General features: G+C 41.9%; 19 protein-coding genes and 2 pseudogenes. 16 read left to right on the forward strand and 5 right to left on the reverse strand.

Annotation, left to right across the window (positions count from 1 at the left end; genetic code table 11):
• Nucleotides 1–421 precede the first annotated feature (421 nt).
• From gltS to C3F22_RS02655, 3 genes are all read left to right on the forward strand, one after another.
• Nucleotides 422–1,660, forward strand: a complete 1,239-nt coding sequence (gltS, locus tag C3F22_RS02645; protein WP_034701739.1) for a sodium/glutamate symporter — start codon at nucleotides 422–424, stop codon at nucleotides 1,658–1,660.
• A gap of 42 nt (nucleotides 1,661–1,702) precedes the next feature.
• Nucleotides 1,703–3,178 carry an alanine/glycine:cation symporter family protein gene (locus C3F22_RS02650; RefSeq protein WP_034701735.1) on the forward strand — a complete coding sequence of 492 codons (1,476 nt, stop codon included), beginning with the start codon at nucleotides 1,703–1,705 and terminating at the stop codon, nucleotides 3,176–3,178.
• A 93-nt stretch (nucleotides 3,179–3,271) separates the two neighbouring features.
• A protein-coding gene (locus C3F22_RS02655; protein WP_104425857.1) for an IS3 family transposase occupies nucleotides 3,272–4,494 on the forward strand; the annotation gives its coding sequence in 2 pieces (ribosomal slippage) (nucleotides 3,272–3,608 and nucleotides 3,608–4,494; 1,224 coding nt in all).
• 76 nt (nucleotides 4,495–4,570) lie between these two features.
• Here the strand turns inward: C3F22_RS02655 and chrA are convergent.
• On the reverse strand, nucleotides 4,571–5,758 hold the full coding sequence (chrA, locus tag C3F22_RS02660) for a chromate efflux transporter (protein ID WP_104425858.1): 1,188 nt from the start codon (nucleotides 5,756–5,758) through the stop codon (nucleotides 4,571–4,573).
• Between the two features lie 121 nt (nucleotides 5,759–5,879).
• On the opposite strand from chrA, the gene C3F22_RS02665 reads away from it, so the two are divergent.
• The 7 genes and pseudogenes from C3F22_RS02665 (at nucleotide 5,880) to C3F22_RS02690 (ending at nucleotide 11,808) form a co-directional block, all read left to right on the forward strand.
• Entirely contained in the window at nucleotides 5,880–6,875 is a 996-nt protein-coding gene (locus C3F22_RS02665; RefSeq protein WP_034701728.1) for a patatin-like phospholipase family protein, read from the forward strand.
• Nucleotides 6,876–7,208: 333 nt separating this feature from the next.
• Nucleotides 7,209–7,385, forward strand: a complete 177-nt coding sequence (locus C3F22_RS18325; RefSeq protein ID WP_171069899.1) for a hypothetical protein — start codon at nucleotides 7,209–7,211, stop codon at nucleotides 7,383–7,385.
• A gap of 316 nt (nucleotides 7,386–7,701) precedes the next feature.
• A complete protein-coding gene (locus C3F22_RS02670) occupies nucleotides 7,702–8,223 on the forward strand; it encodes an acyl-CoA thioesterase (protein ID WP_004784949.1) in 522 nt (173 codons plus the stop codon).
• Nucleotides 8,224–8,365: 142 nt separating this feature from the next.
• Nucleotides 8,366–8,929, forward strand: coding sequence for a TetR/AcrR family transcriptional regulator (locus C3F22_RS02675; protein ID WP_034581092.1), 564 nt, complete (start codon nucleotides 8,366–8,368; stop codon nucleotides 8,927–8,929).
• Between the two features lie 40 nt (nucleotides 8,930–8,969).
• Nucleotides 8,970–10,172: pseudogene (locus tag C3F22_RS02680) on the forward strand (MFS transporter).
• 1 nt (nucleotide 10,173) lies between these two features.
• Nucleotides 10,174–11,070 carry a LysR substrate-binding domain-containing protein gene (locus C3F22_RS02685; RefSeq protein WP_104425859.1) on the forward strand — a complete coding sequence of 299 codons (897 nt, stop codon included), beginning with the start codon at nucleotides 10,174–10,176 and terminating at the stop codon, nucleotides 11,068–11,070.
• A 123-nt stretch (nucleotides 11,071–11,193) separates the two neighbouring features.
• Nucleotides 11,194–11,808, forward strand: a complete 615-nt coding sequence (locus tag C3F22_RS02690; protein WP_034701754.1) for a glutathione S-transferase family protein — start codon at nucleotides 11,194–11,196, stop codon at nucleotides 11,806–11,808.
• Between the two features lie 61 nt (nucleotides 11,809–11,869).
• Here C3F22_RS02690 and C3F22_RS02695 read toward each other — a convergent pair.
• Nucleotides 11,870–13,474 (reverse strand): annotated as a pseudogene (locus tag C3F22_RS02695) (bifunctional 3-(3-hydroxy-phenyl)propionate/3-hydroxycinnamic acid hydroxylase).
• A gap of 327 nt (nucleotides 13,475–13,801) precedes the next feature.
• A complete protein-coding gene (locus C3F22_RS02700; RefSeq protein ID WP_104425860.1) occupies nucleotides 13,802–14,056 on the reverse strand; it encodes a hypothetical protein in 255 nt (84 codons plus the stop codon).
• Nucleotides 14,057–14,446: 390 nt separating this feature from the next.
• Here C3F22_RS02700 and C3F22_RS02705 point away from each other — a divergent pair, with 390 nt between their 5' ends.
• The 5 genes from C3F22_RS02705 to C3F22_RS02725 all read left to right on the forward strand — a co-directional run bounded on the left by C3F22_RS02705 (nucleotide 14,447) and on the right by C3F22_RS02725 (nucleotide 19,220).
• Nucleotides 14,447–15,451, forward strand: coding sequence for a CobW family GTP-binding protein (locus C3F22_RS02705; RefSeq protein ID WP_104425861.1), 1,005 nt, complete (start codon nucleotides 14,447–14,449; stop codon nucleotides 15,449–15,451).
• 100 nt (nucleotides 15,452–15,551) lie between these two features.
• Nucleotides 15,552–16,082: a YaeQ family protein gene (locus C3F22_RS02710; protein ID WP_104425862.1), complete on the forward strand. Its 531-nt coding sequence runs from the start codon at nucleotides 15,552–15,554 to the stop codon at nucleotides 16,080–16,082.
• A gap of 87 nt (nucleotides 16,083–16,169) precedes the next feature.
• A complete protein-coding gene (locus C3F22_RS02715) occupies nucleotides 16,170–16,793 on the forward strand; it encodes an MgtC/SapB family protein (RefSeq protein ID WP_034170134.1) in 624 nt (207 codons plus the stop codon).
• Nucleotides 16,794–16,872: 79 nt separating this feature from the next.
• Nucleotides 16,873–17,211, forward strand: coding sequence for an FKBP-type peptidyl-prolyl cis-trans isomerase (locus tag C3F22_RS02720; RefSeq protein WP_004814829.1), 339 nt, complete (start codon nucleotides 16,873–16,875; stop codon nucleotides 17,209–17,211).
• A gap of 173 nt (nucleotides 17,212–17,384) precedes the next feature.
• Nucleotides 17,385–19,220: a diguanylate cyclase gene (locus C3F22_RS02725; RefSeq protein WP_104425863.1), complete on the forward strand. Its 1,836-nt coding sequence runs from the start codon at nucleotides 17,385–17,387 to the stop codon at nucleotides 19,218–19,220.
• Nucleotides 19,221–19,233: 13 nt separating this feature from the next.
• Here the strand turns inward: C3F22_RS02725 and C3F22_RS02730 are convergent, their stop codons facing one another.
• Nucleotides 19,234–19,680: a GNAT family N-acetyltransferase gene (locus C3F22_RS02730; RefSeq protein ID WP_104425864.1), complete on the reverse strand. Its 447-nt coding sequence runs from the start codon at nucleotides 19,678–19,680 to the stop codon at nucleotides 19,234–19,236.
• A 391-nt stretch (nucleotides 19,681–20,071) separates the two neighbouring features.
• Between C3F22_RS02730 and C3F22_RS02735 the strand changes: the two genes are divergently transcribed.
• The gene (locus tag C3F22_RS02735; RefSeq protein ID WP_104426979.1) at nucleotides 20,072–20,557 is read left to right on the forward strand and encodes a hypothetical protein; all 486 of its coding nucleotides are present in this window, start codon (nucleotides 20,072–20,074) and stop codon (nucleotides 20,555–20,557) included.
• Nucleotides 20,558–20,592: 35 nt separating this feature from the next.
• Here C3F22_RS02735 and C3F22_RS02740 read toward each other — a convergent pair whose 3' ends face one another.
• Nucleotides 20,593–21,474 (reverse strand): alpha/beta fold hydrolase, encoded by an 882-nt coding sequence (locus C3F22_RS02740; protein ID WP_104425865.1) that lies wholly within the window; start codon nucleotides 21,472–21,474, stop codon nucleotides 20,593–20,595.
• Nucleotides 21,475–21,604: the final 130 nt, after the last annotated feature.

The raw sequence follows: 21,604 nt of genomic DNA on the forward strand, positions 1-21,604 counted from the left end.
GGAAATAATGAAGATTGCATGGTCAAGCTCTATTTGAAATATCTTATTGCAAATGACTTGATGAACTCAGTTAGGTTAAAAGCACTCATGTAGCAATTCATGCTGGTTGAGAAGTAAAAAATATAGGTTGGATGTTATCGCTATAAGTTGCACGCTGAGATGAATTTACGCATCTGGCGTAGCTTATGCAATCAGCAAAAGGCCGTTTTTCGCTTTTATAAATCTCTCACTGAATATGATCATCACGATGATATTCATAAGTTTGAAACAGATGCGGAATGCTTTGTTGATTCTAAAGGCGATAGATGAATGAAAAAGATGACAATTACATGGGGTTATGTAAGGTTTTTTTCTGTAAAAATGAATCGCAACACGACTTTTAGAATGACGAAAATTCAGGACCATCTTGGACAAAAAAATTATGGATTTTACTTTTAACGCATTTTATACCCTGATCGCTGCAGTAATTGTTCTATTACTGGGTCGGTTTTTGGTGGATAAAATCGATTTTCTAAAACGTTACAACATTCCTGAACCTGTTGCAGGTGGTCTGGTTGCAGCGGTTATCTCTCTGCTGGTTCATTCGTTCTGGGGCTATAGCATTACCACGAGCGCGGAACTGCAAACCAGTTTTATGCTGATTTTCTTTGCCTCGATCGGTCTGAGTGCGAACTTCGCCAAATTGCGTGAAGGTGGGATCGGACTGGTGATCTTCCTGGTTGCCATCTCGACATTTATTGCACTACAAAATGCGGTTGGTATGGGACTAGCAAGCTTGTTAGGTATTGATCCTCTGATTGGTCTGATTGCCGGCTCGATTACGCTGACTGGTGGACATGGTACTGCTGGCGCCTGGGGTGAAATTCTTGAAGTTGAGCACGGTATTCAGGGGGCTTTGGCACTCGGTATGGCAAGTGCGACCTTTGGTCTGATTATTGGTGGAATTATCGGTGGGCCTTTGGCGAAACTGTTGATTAACCGTCATAATCTTGCTGTGGCCCGTACCGATCAGCAAATCGAAAAACGTGACAACACGCCAATGGACAGCACGACAGATGAATATGTGCAATTTGAATATCCACATCGTGTTCGTCTGATCACCGCCGATAATGCCATTACCACGCTTGGTTTGTTTGCAGGCTGTCTGGCATTTGCGGAGCTGATGACTGGCTTCAGTAAAGATACAGTATTTGAACTGCCAACATTTGTATGGGCACTGGCAGGCGGCGTGATTCTGCGTAACGTGCTGGAAGGCATCCTGAAAATCCAGATTTTCGACCGTGCGATTGATGTGTTTGGTAATGCTTCATTGTCACTTTATCTGGCCATGGCGCTGCTGTCATTAAAACTATGGCAACTGGCGGATCTGGCAGGACCATTGATGGTGATTCTCGGTGCACAGACCTTGACCATGGCTTTATATGCAGCATTTGTGACTTTCCGGGTGATGGGCAAAAACTACGATGCCGCAGTACTTGCCGCAGGTCACTGTGGTTTCGGGATGGGTGCAACCCCAACGGCTGTCGCCAATATGCAGGCGATTACCAATATGTATGGCGCTTCGCATAAAGCCTTCCTGATCGTTCCATTATGTGGTGCTTTCTTCGTTGACTTGATTAATGCCACGATCATCCAGATGATCTTGAAATTTTTCGTCTAATTTTAGGCTTGATAATGAGTCATAAGCTCATAAGGATATGACATGAATGATCAGCTAAATGAAACCTTACTGGGCTGGGTCAATGCCTTAAATGGTCCACTCTGGGACTTTTTAGTGGTATTCCTGGTCGCAGTCGGTATTTTGTATACGATCATGACCGGTGCCGTACAAATCCGTTTGTTCTTGCACAGTATGAAAGTCATGAAACGTAGTCGTGGCAAGGTCGAAGACGATCATGGTATTACGCCGTTTCAGGCTTTTGTTACAGGTCTGGCTAGCCGGGTTGGTGTGGGTAATGTCGCTGGTGTCGCCATTGCGATTGCTGTCGGTGGTCCAGGTGCTGTGTTCTGGATGTGGTTTACTGCATTTCTGGGAATGAGTTCTGCTTTTGTAGAATCGTCATTAGCCCAGTTATTTAAAGTTCGGGATAACAAGAACCAGCAATTCCGCGGTGGACCAGCGTATTACATTACTCAGGGTCTTAAGCAAAAATGGCTGGGAATTGTATTTGCGATTGCGCTGATTACGACCTACGGTTTTGTGTTTAATGCCGTACAGGCCAATGCGATTACTGCTGCAACCTCACATGCCTGGGGCTGGAATGAAGCCAATCTGATGTTGCCATTAGGCGGCTTCGATCTGGAAATTTCCTGGATTGGTCTGGTCTTGGTCTTGATTACGGCCATGATTATTTTTGGCGGGATCAAGCGGATTGCCAAAGTTGCTGAAGGGGTAGTGCCTTTCATGGCAGTTCTTTACCTAGCTGTTGCTTTATATATCGCCGTCATCAATTACGATATGTTGCCGTCTATTTTCCAGCTGATCTTTAGCAAAGCATTTGAGTTTGAAGCAGCGGCTGGCGGTTTCTTCGGTGCCATGATCTCGATGGCCATGATGATGGGGATTAAGCGCGGTTTATTCTCGAACGAAGCGGGGATGGGTTCAGCACCGAATGCGGCAGCTGCCTCTGACGTGAAACATCCGGTGAATCAGGGTCTGGTTCAAATGCTTGGCGTATTTGTAGATACCTTCGTCGTATGTTCATGTACCGCTATCATTATTTTAGTCTCTGGCCTATATGAAAATGCCGGTTTTGAAGGTGTAACCTTGACCCAGATGGCGCTTGAAAGCCAGATTGGTGCTTGGGGTGATGACTTCCTGGCCTTGATCTTATTCCTGTTCGCCTATTCTTCTATTATTGGTAACTATGCCTATGCAGAAGGAAATATTCAGTTCATCAATAATAACAGTAAGGTCATGTTTACTTTCCGATTGCTGGTATTGTTTATGGTGTATTTCGGCTCGATTGCCAGTGTGCCATTGATTTGGAATATGGCGGATCTGTTCATGGGTGTCATGGCTAGTATCAACCTGATTGCGATTGTGCTGCTGATGCCATTTATTTTGATGCTGCTCAAGGACTATACCGGTCAGCTGAAACGTGGCATCGAGCAACCAGAGTTTAAACTCGATGATCATCCGAAATTTAAAGATAAAGTTAAATCAGATATCTGGTAAGACTTGAGAAAAAGCCCCGACTGGTTCGGGGCTTTTTTATGGGTTTAATATGTCCCGTCCTGAAATAAGTTTACACCTTAAGAGACTTATTTTATGGAACATGCACGAGAACAACGAGTTAAGCGCACACAACGTGATTATAGCTTCGCCTTTAAAATGATGGTGGTACATGAAGTAGAAAAAGGGCAAATTACTTATAAACAAGCTCAGGCAAAATATGGTATTCAAGGAAGATCAACTGTGCTGGTATGGTTACGCAAGCACGGACAACAGGATTGGACTTCGAATATGCCGACTTCTTCTAAACGCCAATTGACACCCCAACAACGAATCCGCCAATTAGAAAAACAGTTAGCCGCAGAAAAGCTCAAAACTGAATTTATACAGGATGTGATTTATCACATTGATAAAGAGTGTGGGACTGATCTTGGAAAAAAGTATACCGAGCACGTTTCAAAGATTGGCAAAGCCAAAGAAGACTAAGCGTTTCACGTTATTGTCAGTGGTTAGGAATCACTCGACAAGCTTATTATCAAGCAGAAAAACGTGCTCAAATGACTGCACAAGTAACAGAACAAATACTCGAGTTGGTTATGGAGTATCGCTGTCTCATGCCAAGTATCGGAACACGTAAGCTGTATTGGCTTATTAAAGGCAAATTGTTGCAGCGTGGTTTAAAGTGTGGACGGGATCAGTTATTTAAAATATTGAAAGAAAATAATTTATTGATTCGCCCCAAGCGTCGTTATACAAAAACTACGGATAGCAAGCATTGGATGAAGAAGCATCCAAATTTATTAAAGGATTATTCAGCGGTGCAAGCCAATGAAGTCTTTGTCAGTGATATTACCTATGTTGAGAGTGCTGAAGGCGTACATTATTTATCCTTAGTGACAGATGCTTATACCCGCCAGATTAAAGGTTATAAGTTATCGAATGATATGCGTGCAGAGAATGTTGTGCAGGCACTACATATGGCGATGCAGCATGTGACAGATCGGGCAGCCAGGATGATTCACCATTCAGACAGAGGCTCTCAGTATTGCTCTGAACTATATCAATCGGCATTACGCCATTATGGGGTATGTCCTTCTATGACAGATGGAGGAGACTGTTACCAGAATGCATTAGCAGAGCGGATTAATGGAATATTAAAGCAGGAGTTTTTAATTACACGATGTCAAACCATGAAGGAGTTAGATCACTTAATTGCGGAATCTATTATGATTTATAATTGCTATAGACCACATTTAAGTTTAAATATGAACACCCCGAATCAGACGTATGAGCAAACTAAAACCGAGCTAATTGCTTAACTCGGTTTGAAGTGGAATACTGTCAATCTATTTCAGGACAAGACAATAGTTAGAATGACATAAAATTCAGATAGCTTTAATATAGGATAAAGCCAGCAATCAGGCTGAACCAGACTGGTAATTTCGAGCGTAACAGTAAAATCATTACGATGACAAAAACCAGATCAGACCAGGAACGAAAATATGCCTGAGAGAGATCAATCAGCAAATATAAAAGCAGTCCGACGACTGCCGCATTAATCCCGCTCACTGCCTGAAAAATAATACGTTGCTGCATTAACCATGACCAATAAGGCAAAGTAGCAAAAATCAGAAAAAATGAAGGCAGGAAAATGGCGCAGGTTGCTAAAAGTGCATTAATCCAGGCTGAACCTGTCCAAGGCAACAGGGCACCGACATAGCTGGCAAAACTAAATAATGGACCCGGCATCAATTGAGCAAATGCATAACCTAGATCGAAAGATTGTGACGAAAGCAAATTGGTCGCAACAAAGTCCTGATGCAGCAAAGGCAGAATGACATGTCCGCCACCAAAGACCAATGAGCCAGTTTGATAAAAATCAGCAAAAAACGCGAGTTCAGGCCAAGAACCAGATTTGACTAGTATAGGAATCAGGAAAAAGGGCAGTATAAATGCGATGAACCAGTAAGGTGAATGACGTGGCTGAATATAGCTTGAGTGAATGATAGATGAATTTGAAGCAGGCTTATTTTCCTGAGGAGAATTAGAAAATTTTGCCATTACAAGGCCAAAAACTGCCCCTAAAATAATGACTAATAGCTGATTCAAACTGATACTAATGAAGCTCAGGATCAGGACTGAAATCAAGACCAGTACATACTGCCAGATGCTCTTGCAGAAACTGTTAAGCATTTGCCAGAATGCCCAGACGATTACAGAAAAAACGATCAATTGAATGCTATGAAAGCTGTTTGAGTTTAGAATATGGAAATAGTGCTGACCGAGTACTGCGATCAAGCTCATCAGAAGCGTTGAAGGCAGAGTAAACCCAAGCCAAGCCACGAATGCCCCAGCATAACCTCTTTGCAGATAGCCGATTGAGAGGCCCACCTGACTGCTGCTGGGGCCGGGCAAAAGCTGCGCTAATGCAACCAGCTGGCCATATTGTGTCGCATTTAACCACTGTAACTGGTCGACAAATTTACGGTGAAAAAACACCAGATGCGCCGCCGGTCCACCGAATGCCATACAGCCCAGTTGCAGGAAAGTGAGAAAGATCCGGTACAGTGATGATGTATTCATACAGTGGCTGAAAATTGAAAGATATTAATGCAACTGTATGACAGTTTTACGAAATTCTACAGATTATTTAAGCATGTGTTTATACACTATGCTGCTTTAACAAAATGAGGACGTGCTCTGCATGCAGAAATATGTACTGAGTATATTGGCGATGACAATGGTAGGTCTGAGCGGCTGCCAAACGACATCCGGTTTTAATCCATCTAACTCTAATCATATTAAATCTGCCAGTTCAGTAGCAGAAGCCCAAGCACGTCCAAACCAGATCAATTTCCGCAAGATCAAGCAAACAGAAAACCGTCCGGTGATTGCACTGGTTCTTGGCAGTGGCGGTGCGCGTGGCTATGCGCATATCGGTGCAATTGAAGTATTGGAACAGGCAGGCATACAACCAGACTTTATTGTGGGAACCAGTGCCGGCAGTATTGTCGGCTCCATTTATGCCAGTGGTAAACCGGCGATTGAACTGCGTAATATTGCGTTAAGCATGAAAGCGACTGACGTCCGCGACATCAAGCTGGACCCTAAAGGTTTTTTTGATGGCAAAAAAGTCGAAAATTATGTGAATTTGCAAGTGGATCAAACGCCTTTGCAAGCCATGAAAATCCCGATGTTTGTGGTAGCCACAGCCTTGAAAGAGGGCAAGCGGGTAGTCTTCAATTATGGTAATACCGGTCAGGCAGTACGTGCATCCGTTTCTATTCCAAGCATGTTTATTCCGACTGTCATCCAGAAAAAAGAATATGTGGATGGAGGGCTGGTCAGTCCGGTGCCAGTTAAAGTAGCTCGTGAGTTGGGCGCTGATATTGTGATTGCTGTCGATATTTTGGCGCAGCCAATCCATACTGAAACCACCAATGTCTGGGGCCTATTCAACCAGAATATTAATATCATGCAGCAACGTTTAGCTTCTGAGGAGCTACAATACGCCGATGTGGTAATTCAGCCAGACTTACGCGAAAAAGGTCATATTTTTGATGTGCGTGGCAGGGAATTGACCATGGACGCTGGCATCGAGGCGGCTAAACTCAAGCTACCAGAAATTGCTCAGGCCTATCAGAAGCATAATTACAGTCAGGGTCATCAGATTCCATTGCTCTTGGCCCAGCAACAATAATTTGCTCTAAGATTTTTAATAAAATATTTATTTTTCATAAAGATGTATAAAAATATTTACCTCTTTTCTCATGTAGATGAAAAGCGGCTCATTTTTGCTCATCGTTTTTAGAGATGAGCTGATGTTTTCTACCTATTGAAAGTCACTTAAAGCCCGAGTTTCAATTGGAAATAAATATTTGAATTATAAAAATATAGTGATTTTATAAATATATTTTAAGGCTATTTTTTGATTTTAACAAAATTATTCACAGACTTAAGTTAAACAACTTTTCAAAAGCTTAGAAGATCATGACAGAATAAAAATTGATAGATTAATAAATGTAAAAGCCATATGAATCACATCGAAATTGGCCAGCAAGTCACATTAGCTCAGTTTGAAAATACAATTTTTACTGTAACTAAAGGTCATCCCGATGGTTCTTTTACCGTTGAAACTATATTGCATGGCCAGCAGACTTTAAGTTATGAAAATGTGGCGCGAGAAATGTTGAGACAAGTGCCTGCTTAATTCGAGGTTATTTTTTGTTAATGCATGCAGTTCTCTTAAACCGAGTTCTGCATGCTTAATAAATAATCTCTTAATTGCAGTGCATTGATTCAAGAAAATAATTTACTAGATAAATTCCTGTTTATTTTATAGTTACTGAAAATAACTTTCTGATGATTTTTATGGATCTTCAGAGGAATATCTTTTTTTTTGTATGGAGAAAAATTTCATATCAAGAATTATGATGTTTTATTTGCCGAATTGAACATTTTATTTAGACCAAAAAAGCTATAATAATGGTCTATATCATTGTCATTCAAAGAGTTCAGAGAAAACGATGGCCCCTTTAGATCAAATTGCAACAGCATCGGATGACCAGTCAGAGTTAACGATGTCGGTTCTTATGACGCCAGATATGGCGAACTTTTCAGGAAATGTACATGGTGGAACAATTCTGAAATTATTGGACCAGGTTGCTTATGCTTGTGCGAGTCGCTATTCGGGTAGTTATGTCGTAACCCTGTCTGTAGACAAAGTAAATTTCAAAGAACCGATTCATGTCGGTGAGCTGGTGACTTTCCTGGCAAGTGTGAACCATGTAGGTCGTACTTCCATGGAAATTGGCATTCGTGTAGAAGCACAAAATATTCAGAAACGTACTGTACGCCATACCAATAGTTGCTACTTTACCATGGTCGCTGTTGATGAAAATGGTAAGCCTAAACAGATTCCACCGCTGAATCTGGACAATGACTGGAAACGTTGCCGTTTTGAAGCGGCTGAACAACGTAAAGTTGCCCGTCTGCAGGAAAACCATCATCCTTCATGCAGCATCTATAAAAAATCAGCGCATAGTTAAGTACTAAACTTAATTCGCTTATTAAAGAGGCCTTCAATGTGAGGCCTTTTTTTTGCCTAGAAAATCATTCAACTCTGGTTTAAGCTTCTTTTTTTAATCTAATATGAAACGATACGTATCGTTTCGTTTTTTGGTTTTAAGCATGAGTGAAGAAGAAAAATGTTCACGGCGTCAGCACAGTATTCTGCAGGCAGTTTCGGATGCACTGGCAGAAGGTGAATATCATCAGCTAACTATAGAAGATGTGGCTGCACGGGCAGGGGTTGGCAAATCTACGATTTACCGCTGGTGGAAACATAAATCTGAATTGGTACTAGATGCTTTCAAGCAGCGTACAGCAGGGGTATTTGAACTGGATGCTTCACAGAGCCTGCGTAGTAATCTGGTTCAACAGCTAACTTTGCTAGTTCAGGCGCTTAATCATCCGGTAGGCCGTGCTTTGCTGGTCGTTATGGCCAATCATCGGGAGCTGGCTGCAGACTTTTTTCAGCAATATCTATTACCACGTCGAAAACAAACCCATCAATTGATTCAACAGGCCATTCAACGTGGAGAATTACGTGCGGATTATCCTTTTGATCTGATGCTGGACACTTTATATGGGCCGATTCATTACCAGATCATTTTCTTCAACCGCATGCCGGATGATCAATATATCCAGAATCTGGTAGATATGGCCTTAAGCCCAGCTTTGATTTCTCCCTGAGTTTAGTCAATTCTTAAATTTGCTTTAAAAGTTGCGTGTTATGTCTGCTAGTCCTGAGCGCTTATGGAATCGCTCCTTTGTTCTGTGTTTATTGAACAATCTGTTCCTGTTTATCTATTACTTTGCCTTACTGACCATTCTGCCGGTTTATATCATGAAAGATCTGGGCGGATCAGTCAAAGAAGCAGGTTTGGCTTTGACCCTGTTCTTAGTTTCCTCCATCGCTGTTCGACTTTTTCTGGCATGATTATCGAGAAACTCGGCAAGAAATTGGCAATGCGTGGAGCCGGAGTTATTTTTGCCTTGTTTGCCTTTAGTTATCTGCTGGTCGATAGCATGTGGTCATTATTGGCAGTACGTTTCTTACATGGAATTTGGTTCAGTATTCTAACGATGGTCACCGTTCCTGTCGCGAATGAGTTTATTCCGGAATCTCGTAAAGGTGAGGGCATGGGCTATTTTGTCATGTCCACCAATCTGGGCGTGGTATTTGGTCCATTACTGGCCTTAACCGTGGTTCAGTTCACCAGCTTTAAAGTGCTGTTTGGCTTGCTTGCTGTGATTATCTCTATCGGCTTGATCTTTTCCTTCATGCTGAAAATTACCGAATTAGCAAAACCTCAGATCAAAATAGCTGAAAAATCAAAATTCAGCCTGCATGACATTATTGAAGTCAAAGTGCTGGCGGTCAGTTTTGTGGCTCTACTCACTGCTTTTGCTTACTCCAGCATTATGAGTTTTATCACGCCCTTTAGTGAAACCAAGCAACTACTAGCTTATACCGGCATCTTCTTTATTGTTTTTGCTGCCTCAATGTTGTTAGTACGGCCTTGGGTGGGCAAAATTTACGACCGTAAAGGGCCAAGTGCAGTTATCTATCCTTCTTTTATTTTCTTTGCAATTGGCATGATGATCGTCAGTGTCATGTCCGGTCAGTGGACTATGTGGCTGTCTGCAGTATTTATTGGAATTGGTTAGGGTTCATTATTTCCATGTTTACAAACGCTAGCGATTTCAATCTGTCGAAAAACAGCGTATGGGCCATGTAATTTCTACCTTTTTTAGCCTGTTTGATATTGGACTGGCAGTGGGTTCAGTAGTGATGGGTATGATCATTGCACAATACGGTTTTGAAAAAACCTATATGTTCTGTGCAGTGATGGTGATTTTCACTTTATTAATCTACCGTCAATATGTGGCCAGGAAGCGACCTTCGATTTCAGCATCTTTACTGGAAGAATAAAATGGAATTAAGACATTTACGCTATTTTGTTACAGTGGCTGAAGAGCTGAATTTCACCCGGGCAGCTGAAAAACTGAATACTGTTCAGCCTTCACTCAGTCAGCAGATTAAGGATTTGGAGCGGGAAGTGGATGCGCAATTGCTGGAGCGGAATAACCGCAAGGTTGAGCTGACCGAGGCTGGAAAGGCTTTTTTAAAGGAAGCTCTGTTGAGCTTAGAACATGCAGAACGTGCCGTGCAGGCAGCCCGTCAGATCGCACATGTACATAAGGGTCAGCTGAATATTGGCTTTGTGCCGGTCGCGGAAATGAAAATTTTTCCTTATATCATGCCGAATATCCGTGCACATTTTCCTGAACTGAAAGCACTGTTTCATAGCCTGACTGATGCAGAACAGTTTAACGCGCTGAGACAGGGTAGTATTGATATTGCCTTTACCTGTTATAGGGATCAGTCGGGTGAGTTTGAATCCGTTCAGATTTTTGATGAGCCACTGACGCTGATTGTGCCGAAAAATTCTCCGGTCGCAGAGATGCCTTATGTCAGCATCAAGAAGTTTGAAAATCAGGACTTTGTGATTAGTGATGAACAGGCCTCACCACAGCTGCATAAGATTATTGATGATTTCTTTAGGCAGGCGAAACTGAACGTGAATGTGGTGCAGTATTCCACCAATATTCTGCTGAATGTCAATCTGGTGGGCATGGGGGTTGGCTGGAGTCTGGTACCCGCTTATGTGATTCCTTTACTCGGCGATAATATTGTGGTGAAGAAAACGCTGGAACCTTTACCGATGATTGCTCTCTATGTCAGTTACCGTAAAAATAACCAGCATCCTGCGATTGAGCTGATTCTGAAAGTGCTCAAAGAAAAGTTTTGTGTAGATCTCTTTAAGTAAATTATTGATCTTCCATAAATGAAATGTGCTACAGAAATGATCTGTAGCACATGCTTTTTAATTGCAAAAGAAAGTCGCTTTATACTGAAATTCAAAAAATAAGAAATCGGTTGAAGCAGAATGATGAAGCTCTATAACAACCCTCAGTCACGCGGCATGACCTTGCTGCCCATACTTAAAGAACTGCAGATTGAAGATCAGCTTGAGCAGGTGGAAGTTCCTTTTAAAGATATGCATCAACCTGAATATCTTCAGATCAATCCGATGGGTAAAGTTCCGTGTCTGGTTGATCAAGGCGTCGTAATTTCAGAAATGGCGGCTATTATCATCTATCTGGCAGATAAGTATCAGGACAAAGGATTGGCACCCGCTTTAGATGATCCCAAACGTGGTGCTTACTTAAAATGGATCTTTTTCTGTCATGGGCCACTCACTGAATATATCGATGTAAAAAATTTACTAGTACCCCAAGAACAGATTGAAAAGGTCCGAACCAGTTTAAGTTTTGGTAACGAAGCCGCGGTATTTGATTTTCTTCAACGAGGCTTGTCGCAGGCCAAGCCTTATCTTTTAGGTAAAAAAGTTTCTGCTGCAGATTTATATGTGGCCTATTGTCTGATCTTCGCAATTAGTACAAAAATTTTGCCGCCGTTGGAAGAATTTAAACCTTTCCTACAGCAGATGGCGCGTCGTGATTCTCTCAAAGATATTTCATGGTTTGAGCAATACCGAACTTAGCTTCTATGTTCATCTATAAATAGGAAACCACGCCGTAACGTGGTTTTTTGACTGAGGTCAATTATTTGACATGGAGCTTGTTAAATAGCGCCTGACTTGTGCTTTCCATAGATTGAGGAATTGCTAGGGCAGCCACGAAGCGGTCTGGACGCAGGATGACGATAGAGTCTTTGGTCTTACCGAACCAGGTACGAATGTCCGTACCGATATCACCAATGGTGATCACATCTTCATATTGCTTACGATGTTGATTAGACAATTGAACTGCAGAAATGACTTGGATAAATCTTACGCCAAGTTTTTTCCACTGTTGTATCGTTTGCTTGCTTAAACCCCATTTCGGATTTACACCCTAGGCAATGATGGCGAAGTCATTGCCAATCACTTCATCGAGTAATATATTTTCACCAGACTCCAGTTTCACCTGCGGCTGAATAAACATCTTGCCGACTGGAGAGTCTTTCTGAGTATTGGCCAGCAGGGCACCATCATGATACTTCGGCATTGGCTTAAAGCGCATTTCCAGCAGGTACTGTTTGATTGGCTTGATATAGTTCAATGCGTAAGCAATACCGTCACGAACAAAGCCTTGCCATTTTTTTGGTGGCGCAAGAACGTGGCCTGCCATCACTGAAAGATCGATCATCGCTTTGGCATGATCCTTACGTTCTACTTGGTAAAAGTCCAGTAATTCATGACTTGCTTTACTCTGGATCACCAATGCAACTTTCCAGGCCAGGTTAAAGGCATCACGCATACCGCTGTTATAGCCTTGGCTTTGCCATACCGGCATGATGTGTGCAGCATCACCAGCAAGCAGAATACGGTCAGCACGGAACTTATCTGCAATACGTGCATTGTGGGTATAGACACGTTGACGAATCACTTCGATTCCATCGGTATTTGGTAAAACTTTAGATAGTAGTTTGGCAATATTTTCCGGTTTGCTGAGGTCTTCCTGAGTTTCGCCTGGCATGACCATGAACTCGAAGCGGCGAATGCCATGCGGCAGGATAGCCGATACATACGGACGTACCGGGTCACAGCATAGATAAATATGTGGGGTTGCCAATGGGTCATTATCGATATCAATCACGATCCACTGGTTCGGTGCAGTTTCACCTTCAAATGGAATATTGAGGGTACGACGTACATAAGAGTTTCCACCATCACAAGCAATCAGGTACTGAGCATGTATAACTTCTTCGCCACCGTCTTTAGTTAGAACCTTTAAAGTTGCACCCTCAGCATCCTGGCTGAAATGAGTCAAATGACGCGAGAAAAGTACTTCAGTTTTTTTATATTGTTTGAGGCCTTGCAGCAGAACATTATCTACTTGTGGCTGAATGAAAGCATTACGGCGGGAGAAACCAAATTCACGAGTCAGTGGCTGAATGTCTACGAAGCAACGGCCTTTGGGTGTCAGGAAGCGCATGGCATGATTAGGTGTGGTATGCGGCAAGACCTGATCAACCAGTCCCAAAGATTGAATAGTACGCAAGGATTCATCATCAATGCCGATGGCATGCGGATAATCGATCAGACTATCTAGCTGTTCAACTACAGTGACCTGTACGCCCTGTTTGCTCAGGTAGTTTGCAATCGTTAAGCCTACCGGGCCAGCACCCAAAATCGCCACTTCAGTGGTGTAATTTGTATTGCTCATAGCGAATGTCCATTCAATCCATTCAGGATTGAGACTATTAAGGAACAATCAATAGCGCTAAACAAGCTAGTCCATAGTAGGTCATGTCTATCAAAAAGATTTGGTTGAAAAGATTTTAATTTTAATAAATTATTGATAATAAATGATAATATTTAAATCTATTCATAAGATGAATGAATCCTATGATCATTTTTGGCTATAGTGAACAGCCTATAACATATAAAAAAGCTGAATCACGCAGTTGCATGATTCAGCCTCAGTCTACATCCGGCAGCATAGATCGAACCTACTGGAGATTTACTGCACGAGATGTTGCTTTAAACCTGATTAACGAGTCGATGTCGACTTAGTCGTTTTTTTACCATCTTTGTCTTCTGTAGCAGCTTCAGACGCAGCAGGCTGGTCAGCAGGTCCAGCCGTGGTTACATTCGGATTTGGGTTATTCGTTGCAGGAAGTTCCTGAGTTGTTACAGTGACTTTCTGTTCCTCAGTGGTCTTCGTGTCAGTGGTATTGTTTGCTGCAAAACTTGTAGTTGCGGCTGCAGTAAGCGTTGTTGCAAGTAAGATTTGTGCATATTTCATGTTGAGCATCCTTTTTATTACATTTATAAACTGCCGAATGACCATCACATCAATCCGGCAGGAATTCATCCTAAGCATGAAAATTTTACGGAGCAAAGTAATTAACAAAAGCCGCACGAAGCTGTTAACCAAGCAAATACAATCATTGGAAATTTGTTTTCTTCTGTTAAATGTATAGGAAATTTTTAGCTGGAAATGTGTGTAAATATTTCAAATATAGCGTTTAAGTGCACCAGTTAAGGGCTAAAAAGTACTTACTACAAACTGTTATTTTTATTTGCACTGAGATAAATAGTATTTACTCATCCAAAAAATGAACACTTTTGCAAGAGTCCAGTGCTCTATAATAGTCAGGTTTACTACTTCTAATTCTATCTTTGAGAATCAATTTTGAAAGTTCTTGCCGCTCAGCAGCCTATTCCTGTACACATCATTTCCGGATTTTTAGGTGCCGGTAAAACCACTTTATTAAAATATTTACTGAGCCAGAAACCGGAGCAGGAAGTCTGGGCTGTGCTGATGAATGAATTTGGTCAGATTGGCGTCGACCAGCAATTACTACCTCAGGATCAGGGCTATGCAGTGAAAGAATTGCTGGGTGGCTGTTTATGTTGTAGCAGTCAGTTGCCGATGCAGATTGCTTTATCCCGGCTATTGTCAGAAACCAAACCGGACCGGCTATTTATTGAACCTACAGGACTCGGACATCCCGGACAACTGCTGGAACAGCTCACTGAACCACATTGGCAGAGTCATTTAAAGATGCAATCTTTGGTTACCGTGGTGGATGGCTCACGTTTACATGATCGGGACTGGACGCATCAGAACCTGTATGCGGATCAGCTGAAAGTTGCCAATATTGTGGTCATTTCCCATGCTGATTTGATGACTGAAACTGATCATGCTGCTTTAACTGAACTCAAGTCTGAGTATCAGCCATATGCCCAGCACTGGCTGATGATAGAAAACGGAAAGCTGGATATTGAGCAAATCAAACAGGATTATCAGGGTATTCCACGGCAGATCCAGCCACTGCTCAAGCAACAGTGCCAAATATCTGGAGAGGTGCTGGCTGTCGTACATCAGTTGCCTTATCATTATGTTGAAAGTGCACAAGGCTATCAGGTGGCAGGTTGGAAATTGCCGAAACGCTGGCAGTTTGATTTTTATAATCTGCTGGATTTGCTTTGTGAGCAGCAGGACTGGCTCAGAATCAAAGGGATTTTCAATACCAATCAGGGCTGGAAAAGCTTTAATTTCAATCCTGAACAGTTTAATTATCAGTCTGCCGAAGAAGGTATTGATAACCGGGTAGAAGTGATTTACCAGACCTCACGTGACTGGCTGGAATTTGAAACTGCTTTAATGCAATGCCGGATTGAGCAGGAAAAATAGCTTCGAATCTGTGTATAGAAAATAGCTAGATAAGACGAAATCTGTCCAGCAAAAAATCAATAAATCTTATATGCTAGGCGCCAAATTTGAGGATTGTGTTATGGCGCTTAAAGCAACGATTTACAAGGCTGACCTGAATATTGCCGATATGGATAACCATCGTTATGAAGACTATCAGTTAACGATGGCATTGCATCCTTCGGAAACTATTGAACGTCTAATGGTGCGTGTTTTGGCTTATGCACGTTTTGCTGGCGAGGCGCTTGAATTTACCAAAGACCTGTTTGAGACTGATGAGCCAGCGTTGTGGGAAAAAGACCTGACTGGCCAATTATTGAAATGGATCGAAGTGGGTTGTCCTGACGAAGATAAAGTCAAGAAAGCCAGCGCACGTTGCAAACAGGTCGCAGTAGTCGCTTATGGTTCTTCAGTTGATGAATGGTATAAACGTAATTCCAAGTTAAAAACGCTGTCAAATGTTGAGGTCTGGAAAATTTCAACCGCCAGCACTGAAGCGGTAAAACAGTTATGTGAACGTACCATGCAGCTGCAACTAAATATCATGGATGGTGAATGGACCCTGATCGGTGATCAGGCCCAAGCTGTAATTGAATGGGAACAGTTACAATAACAACTCACAAGGATGCAAGTTTCGACTTGTGTCCTCGCCCCAATATTTCGTATATCTGGAGAGAATAATAAGTTCCAGGGACGAAGCATGTATCATGAACTTTATGATTTGCTGTTAGCAGTCGTGATTGGTGCGGTTATTGGAGCGGAACGGGAATATCATAGTAAATCTGCCGGACTGCGCACCATGATCATGGTCAGTCTGAGTTCCTGTCTATTTACTATTATTTCCTTAAAAATCGGCGTCGCCAACCCCGACCGTCTGGCAGCCAATGTCTTAACTGGCCTGGGTTTTCTGGGAGCCGGAGTGATTTTAAAAGATGATAACCGGATTTCTGGGATTACCACTGCAACCACGATCTGGATGACAGCGGCACTGGGCATGGCAGTCGGTGCAGGCTATGAGCTGTTAAGTATTTGGGCGACCTTTATTGTCATGACGGTGCTGGTTTTGCTGATGTATGTACAGCGCGGCATTGAATCTCTGAATCAGGAACGTAACTACGAAATTGTCTGTCCTTTTGAACAGCATGAACCAGATCATTATGAAAAACTGTTTAAACAATACAAATTAAAAGTCATCCATTCCAGCCAGCAAAAAATCGACCGGCGCATCACAGGCCGCTGGATCCTGATGGGTTCGGCTAAAAATCACCAGAAATTAACCCAGTATTTATTACAGGATAAGAAGATTCAGGAACTCAGCTTTTGATCCATTGGAGCTAAAGTCTGAGGAATTTGGCTCAATCGTGTTTATACTAGGGCTATTTGCAAAATGAAGGATATTGACGATGACCAAAGAACTAGAAATTATTGACCTGGTGGTGGGTGAAGGTAAAGAAGCGGTAAAAGGTGCACTGATTACCACGCATTACACTGGCTGGCTGGAAGATGGAACCAAGTTTGATTCATCGCTGGATCGTGGTAATTATTTTGAGACGGTCATCGGCACTGGTCGTGTGATTAAAGGCTGGGATCAAGGTATCATCGGCATGAAAGTGGGGGGCAAACGTAAGCTGATCGTACCTGCTCATCTGGCTTATGGTGAACGTAAAATGGGGAACATTATCCCGGCAAATTCCAACCTGATTTTTGAAATCGAACTGTACGACGTTAAAACACGTGACTGATATTATGTGACTTTCTGAACAGTACAATATGTCAGGAATTCAGCAGCAGGATAGCTCGTCGGTTATCCTGCTTTTTTATATGAAAAATCATTGGCAATATCCAACATTCCACGTACATTAGAATTAATAACAGTAGCTACAGGATGGCCTTTTTGCTCAGGTTTAGGGGGATTATGCTGATATTGGCATCGTGGTTGATGCTGATATTTTTGATGGGGACTACACGGATCGTGTGGGCTCAATATGATGCTGCTCCAGAATCTTATTTCCTAGCTCATCAGAATGAGGTCACCGAACTAAAATTTGATGAAGATAGTACCACCTTGTTGCAAGGCAAATGGCAGTTCTATCCACGTCAGTTCATTGAGCAACCAGATCCTGAACTCGAATCACAAGTAGTTGAACTCCCAGCTTCATTCAAGAGTCTCACCGGAACCAATGCCACTTATGGCACTTTTATTAGCCATTTTAAAATTCCCAAAAAATTTATCGGACAACGTTTAGCGATTCAGATTCCGAGTCAGTATGGTGCTTATAGCATTTATTTAAATGGGGATATCTTGCTGCGTCTTGGTAAAATCAGTAAAACCCCGACAGGACAGGTGACTGAAAAGGCACCTAAGATCGCATCTTTTGTGCCACAGAATGAATATTTTACCTTAAGTATTCAGGTTTCCAACTATACTAATTTACATGGCGGACTAGAAAAGCCTCTGAAAATTGGCCCCTCTGCGACCATTAACCGACAGTTTATGTTGCAAATGCTGAGTATTGCTTTGGTCTGTGGCACAGTGCTGGGTGTAGGACTATTTACCATTTTATTTTCCCTGTTTCGCGGATCTGTGGAGCGAAATAGCCGCAGTGTATTTATTTTTGGCTTATTTATTATTTTTTTGGCACTGCATAATCTGTTTTCTGCGCCACATCCATACGCCATTGTAAGTAAAATCAGTTGGTTATGGGGCGCTCGTCTAGAATATCTGTTCACTTTTCTGGCAATCTTATTCTTCCTGAGCTACATGTACCTGTTTAAGCCACGTTATATCCGACGTTCAATTTATTACGTAGGTGCGGGATTACTGATTTTTAATATCGCAGTAACCTTGTTTAACACACCAGAAGTTTTTGAGCGTCTAGCTTTGTATAGCGTTATCTATGGTCTGGTGATACTGGGTAATTTTATTTACGGGTTTTATGTGACACTTTCTCAAGGAGATGAATATTCGTTCACTAACCTGTTTGCCATCATCTTTCTGTGTGTGACCTTTCTTAATGATTATCTGGTATTACTGAATGTAATTGAGAGCGTGCATCTGTCATTTATTTCGACCAGCCTGTATGTCTTGATCATTATGTTTCAACAATCTCGTAATTATGCCCATCAAACCTACCATACCGAGCGACTGAATAATAAATTAATGATCTTGAATAGTTCACTGGATCAGAAAGTCAAAGCACGTACCGAGCAATTACGTGAACTGAATGCCAAACTCAAACATCAGGTGAATATTGATGCTTTGACGGGTGCCTTTAACCGTCGTGCTTTAAATGACCAAATCCAGCAGCAGTTTTTATACTGTCAGCAACATCCACACAGTACACTGATTTTTGCCATGCTCGATGTCGACTATTTTAAAAATTACAATGACTATTATGGGCACTTAAAAGGAGATGAAATTTTACAGAATCTGGTCAAGGTCATTCAGACGGTACTCCCTGAATCCGCGTATTTAGCCCGTTATGGTGGAGAAGAATTTGCGATTCTACTTACTGATGTACCTGTTCAGGCAGCCTTAGAGTTTCTGGAAAAAGTCTTGCACAAGATTCGCGAACAGCAATTTGAACACTTAAATCGAACAGATGATAAATCTTATGTCACGGTCAGCATGGGTATTTCCTGGATGGATCAAACACATCCCTATCCAGATATTCATGCACTGATGAAAGCGGCAGATGTGCAGTTATACGCGGCTAAGCAGGCAGGGCGAGATCAACTTAAAATGGCATGAAAAATTTTTAATTTTAAAAAGCGTATTTATATAAATGATAATTTTCTTCATTTTCCGATTGATGATTCGGTGAGAAAAATCCATTTTTTTGATAATAACTTAAAGCTGTTTGAGTCGATTGGACTTTAATTTTATGGATATTTTTACGCACTAAGGATTTGTGCATCTGATCAAAAAGCTGGGTGCCAAACCCGAGTCGCTGGAAACGTGCAGCCACATAGTGCATCAGGATTTCTCCAGTGTCACTGACCAGCAAAAAGCCGACAATCTGATCATTTAAAATATACACCCAGCAGTCGTTATAAAGCATTTCCACAATCAGCTGGGCGTGATTAAACTGCTCCAGCCAGCGTTGGATCACGCTGTCTTCACGTTGATGATCCAAAATACAGGATTGAATACTGTTGTGGATGACCTGAATTATTTGAGGTATATCTTGAATCTTCCCTTCACGAATCATAATTTTATTCATTTACTCGACCATAAAGAGGGACCTTTTATTTGAAGGAAAATGCTCAAAAAAACAAATACCAATCGTGTAGCTTTTTGAGTGCATTTGCTAAAGAATCCAGAGTTGATGATCGATTCTGTAGTGATTTGTCTGATTTATTTATCCTGATCAATATTGGCTTTCTGGATTCATTCTAATTTTTAACAAGATTTTAGATCCTTATTTCAAATTGAATACTGGGAAATAAGGATCAACCGAAGAAAAAAATCCAAGAAGATCTAAAAAAATCCTCAAGTTTGCTGTACAAAAAATAGACTTGTGTTAATTTGGAAGAAGATCGCCAAATCAAGAATTGGCAGACCGTGATAAAAATAAAATTAACTACACGAGATGATCAATGATTCTTAAATTCCTGATTTTTTCATGTCTAGCCCTGATACTGTATGCGACCTGGTTTATCGGCATGAAAATCTATAAAACCCAGCGCTATGTAAAGACTAAACGTGTCGAAAAAGAGGATCCGATTTCCAGCAGTACTGAAGAGAGTCAACCTGAGTCTCAGGAAACATTGCATGTGGTCGATGCCTATGAGCTGGAACTGTTTGATGATGTGGCGCAATTATTTTTCCAACATCAGGTTCAGATTCAGGATCGCAATGAAGCAGAGCAGTTACAGCAGGAACTGCTCCGTAAGATGCCGATGCATACCGGTACACAAATCCGTCAGATGGATTTAGGCGAATGGTCAATTTTCTGGAATTTTTATGACCAGTCACTGGAATATTATGTCGGCCGTTATGGGGTATTTTATGCCCATGTCGACCGTTTCGGCGAGGAACACCGTCAGGAAATCAGAACCGATATTCAACAGGCACATTATGCTTAAGCAGGTAAATGCTTAAATACTCTAGAGACTAAAAATCAAGCTGCATTTTTGAGTTGATGTAATTCACTGAACTTGGCGAGCACTTCATCCCAGAGCTTTTCTGCGCCCTGACGGAAATAACCCATATGTCCAATGTGTTTGAGTCCATAATCGGTCGCCTGAATATCAATATAATGCAACGAGGCCTGACGGTAATGTTGTATAAAGGCTTGTCTGGATTTAGGTAAGGCCCAGGCATCATCGAGTGCGGCTACGGCATAAATAGGTGTTTTTACCGCGGCATAATGGGCATGTAGGTCTTTCAGTTCAGGATCGGCAAAGAAATAGGTTGGATTTTTGCACCATTTGCGCCACTGACGATAGACATCACGCGGTAAGTCGGTGCCCATATTTAAACGACTCCATGGCAAATAGCCTGTCACCGCTACCATCGGTGGAAAAACAATATTCCAGATTACCTGAACCTTGATTCTTTCAGTTAAAGGCATATAACCATGCCAGCCAGCACCAGTGCCAAAGCAGTACATTGCTTCAATGCGATCATGATATTTACTTAATCCCAAAGCCTGCCCGCCATAGGAGTGGCCAATCATATAAATATCCAGACCGGTTCGGCTGAGATAATCAATCGCAGCGCTGAGATCATATTTTCCCCAGTCTAAATAGGACATTTTAAAATTCTTTAAACGTTTGGGTGCAGAATCAGCCACCCCACGATAATCAAAAGTCAGTACCTGAAAACCTGCTCGTGCTGCATAATCGGCAAAACGCCGGTAAAAAGCTTGGGGAACACCTGTCGCACAGGCGATGACAATATTGGCTTTGGCATATTCACTGCGGTAAAGCTTGCCGGTTAAGGTATAGCCATCTTCTGCCAGAAACTGCACGGTTTCGACCTGAACTTTTCCTTGTTGCATACTGGATATCCTTATACGTGGATTGAATCAGGGGAGGTGAATCTATATTATTTTTAATCTGATCTAAGCCATGATGTCAAAACTCATGAGTCGTAAATGACATCTATGCTTACCTATATGGCATGTAATC

It is taken from the genome of Acinetobacter sp. ACNIH1 (genome assembly GCF_002934695.1).
Classification (GTDB): Bacteria; Pseudomonadota; Gammaproteobacteria; order Pseudomonadales; family Moraxellaceae; genus Acinetobacter; species Acinetobacter variabilis.

What these genes read in the sequence shown, in the direction of transcription:
- C3F22_RS02700 (WP_104425860.1), bottom strand. Translation starts at nt 14,056, where the DNA reads ATGAAATATGCACAAATCTTACTTGCAACAACGCTTACTGCAGCCGCA.
- C3F22_RS02710 (WP_104425862.1), top strand. Translation starts at nt 15,552, where the DNA reads ATGGCGCTTAAAGCAACGATTTACAAGGCTGACCTGAATATTGCCGAT.
- C3F22_RS02670 (WP_004784949.1), top strand. Translation starts at nt 7,702, where the DNA reads ATGGCCCCTTTAGATCAAATTGCAACAGCATCGGATGACCAGTCAGAG.
- C3F22_RS02715 (WP_034170134.1), top strand. Translation starts at nt 16,170, where the DNA reads ATGTATCATGAACTTTATGATTTGCTGTTAGCAGTCGTGATTGGTGCG.
- C3F22_RS02685 (WP_104425859.1), top strand. Translation starts at nt 10,174, where the DNA reads ATGGAATTAAGACATTTACGCTATTTTGTTACAGTGGCTGAAGAGCTG.
- C3F22_RS02650 (WP_034701735.1), top strand. Translation starts at nt 1,703, where the DNA reads ATGAATGATCAGCTAAATGAAACCTTACTGGGCTGGGTCAATGCCTTA.
- C3F22_RS02730 (WP_104425864.1), bottom strand. Translation starts at nt 19,680, where the DNA reads ATGATTCGTGAAGGGAAGATTCAAGATATACCTCAAATAATTCAGGTC.
- chrA (WP_104425858.1), bottom strand. Translation starts at nt 5,758, where the DNA reads ATGAATACATCATCACTGTACCGGATCTTTCTCACTTTCCTGCAACTG.
- C3F22_RS02690 (WP_034701754.1), top strand. Translation starts at nt 11,194, where the DNA reads ATGAAGCTCTATAACAACCCTCAGTCACGCGGCATGACCTTGCTGCCC.
- C3F22_RS02740 (WP_104425865.1), bottom strand. Translation starts at nt 21,474, where the DNA reads ATGCAACAAGGAAAAGTTCAGGTCGAAACCGTGCAGTTTCTGGCAGAA.
- C3F22_RS02665 (WP_034701728.1), top strand. Translation starts at nt 5,880, where the DNA reads ATGCAGAAATATGTACTGAGTATATTGGCGATGACAATGGTAGGTCTG.
- C3F22_RS02720 (WP_004814829.1), top strand. Translation starts at nt 16,873, where the DNA reads ATGACCAAAGAACTAGAAATTATTGACCTGGTGGTGGGTGAAGGTAAA.
- C3F22_RS02725 (WP_104425863.1), top strand. Translation starts at nt 17,385, where the DNA reads ATGCTGATATTGGCATCGTGGTTGATGCTGATATTTTTGATGGGGACT.
- C3F22_RS18325 (WP_171069899.1), top strand. Translation starts at nt 7,209, where the DNA reads ATGAATCACATCGAAATTGGCCAGCAAGTCACATTAGCTCAGTTTGAA.
- C3F22_RS02675 (WP_034581092.1), top strand. Translation starts at nt 8,366, where the DNA reads ATGAGTGAAGAAGAAAAATGTTCACGGCGTCAGCACAGTATTCTGCAG.
- gltS (WP_034701739.1), top strand. Translation starts at nt 422, where the DNA reads ATGGATTTTACTTTTAACGCATTTTATACCCTGATCGCTGCAGTAATT.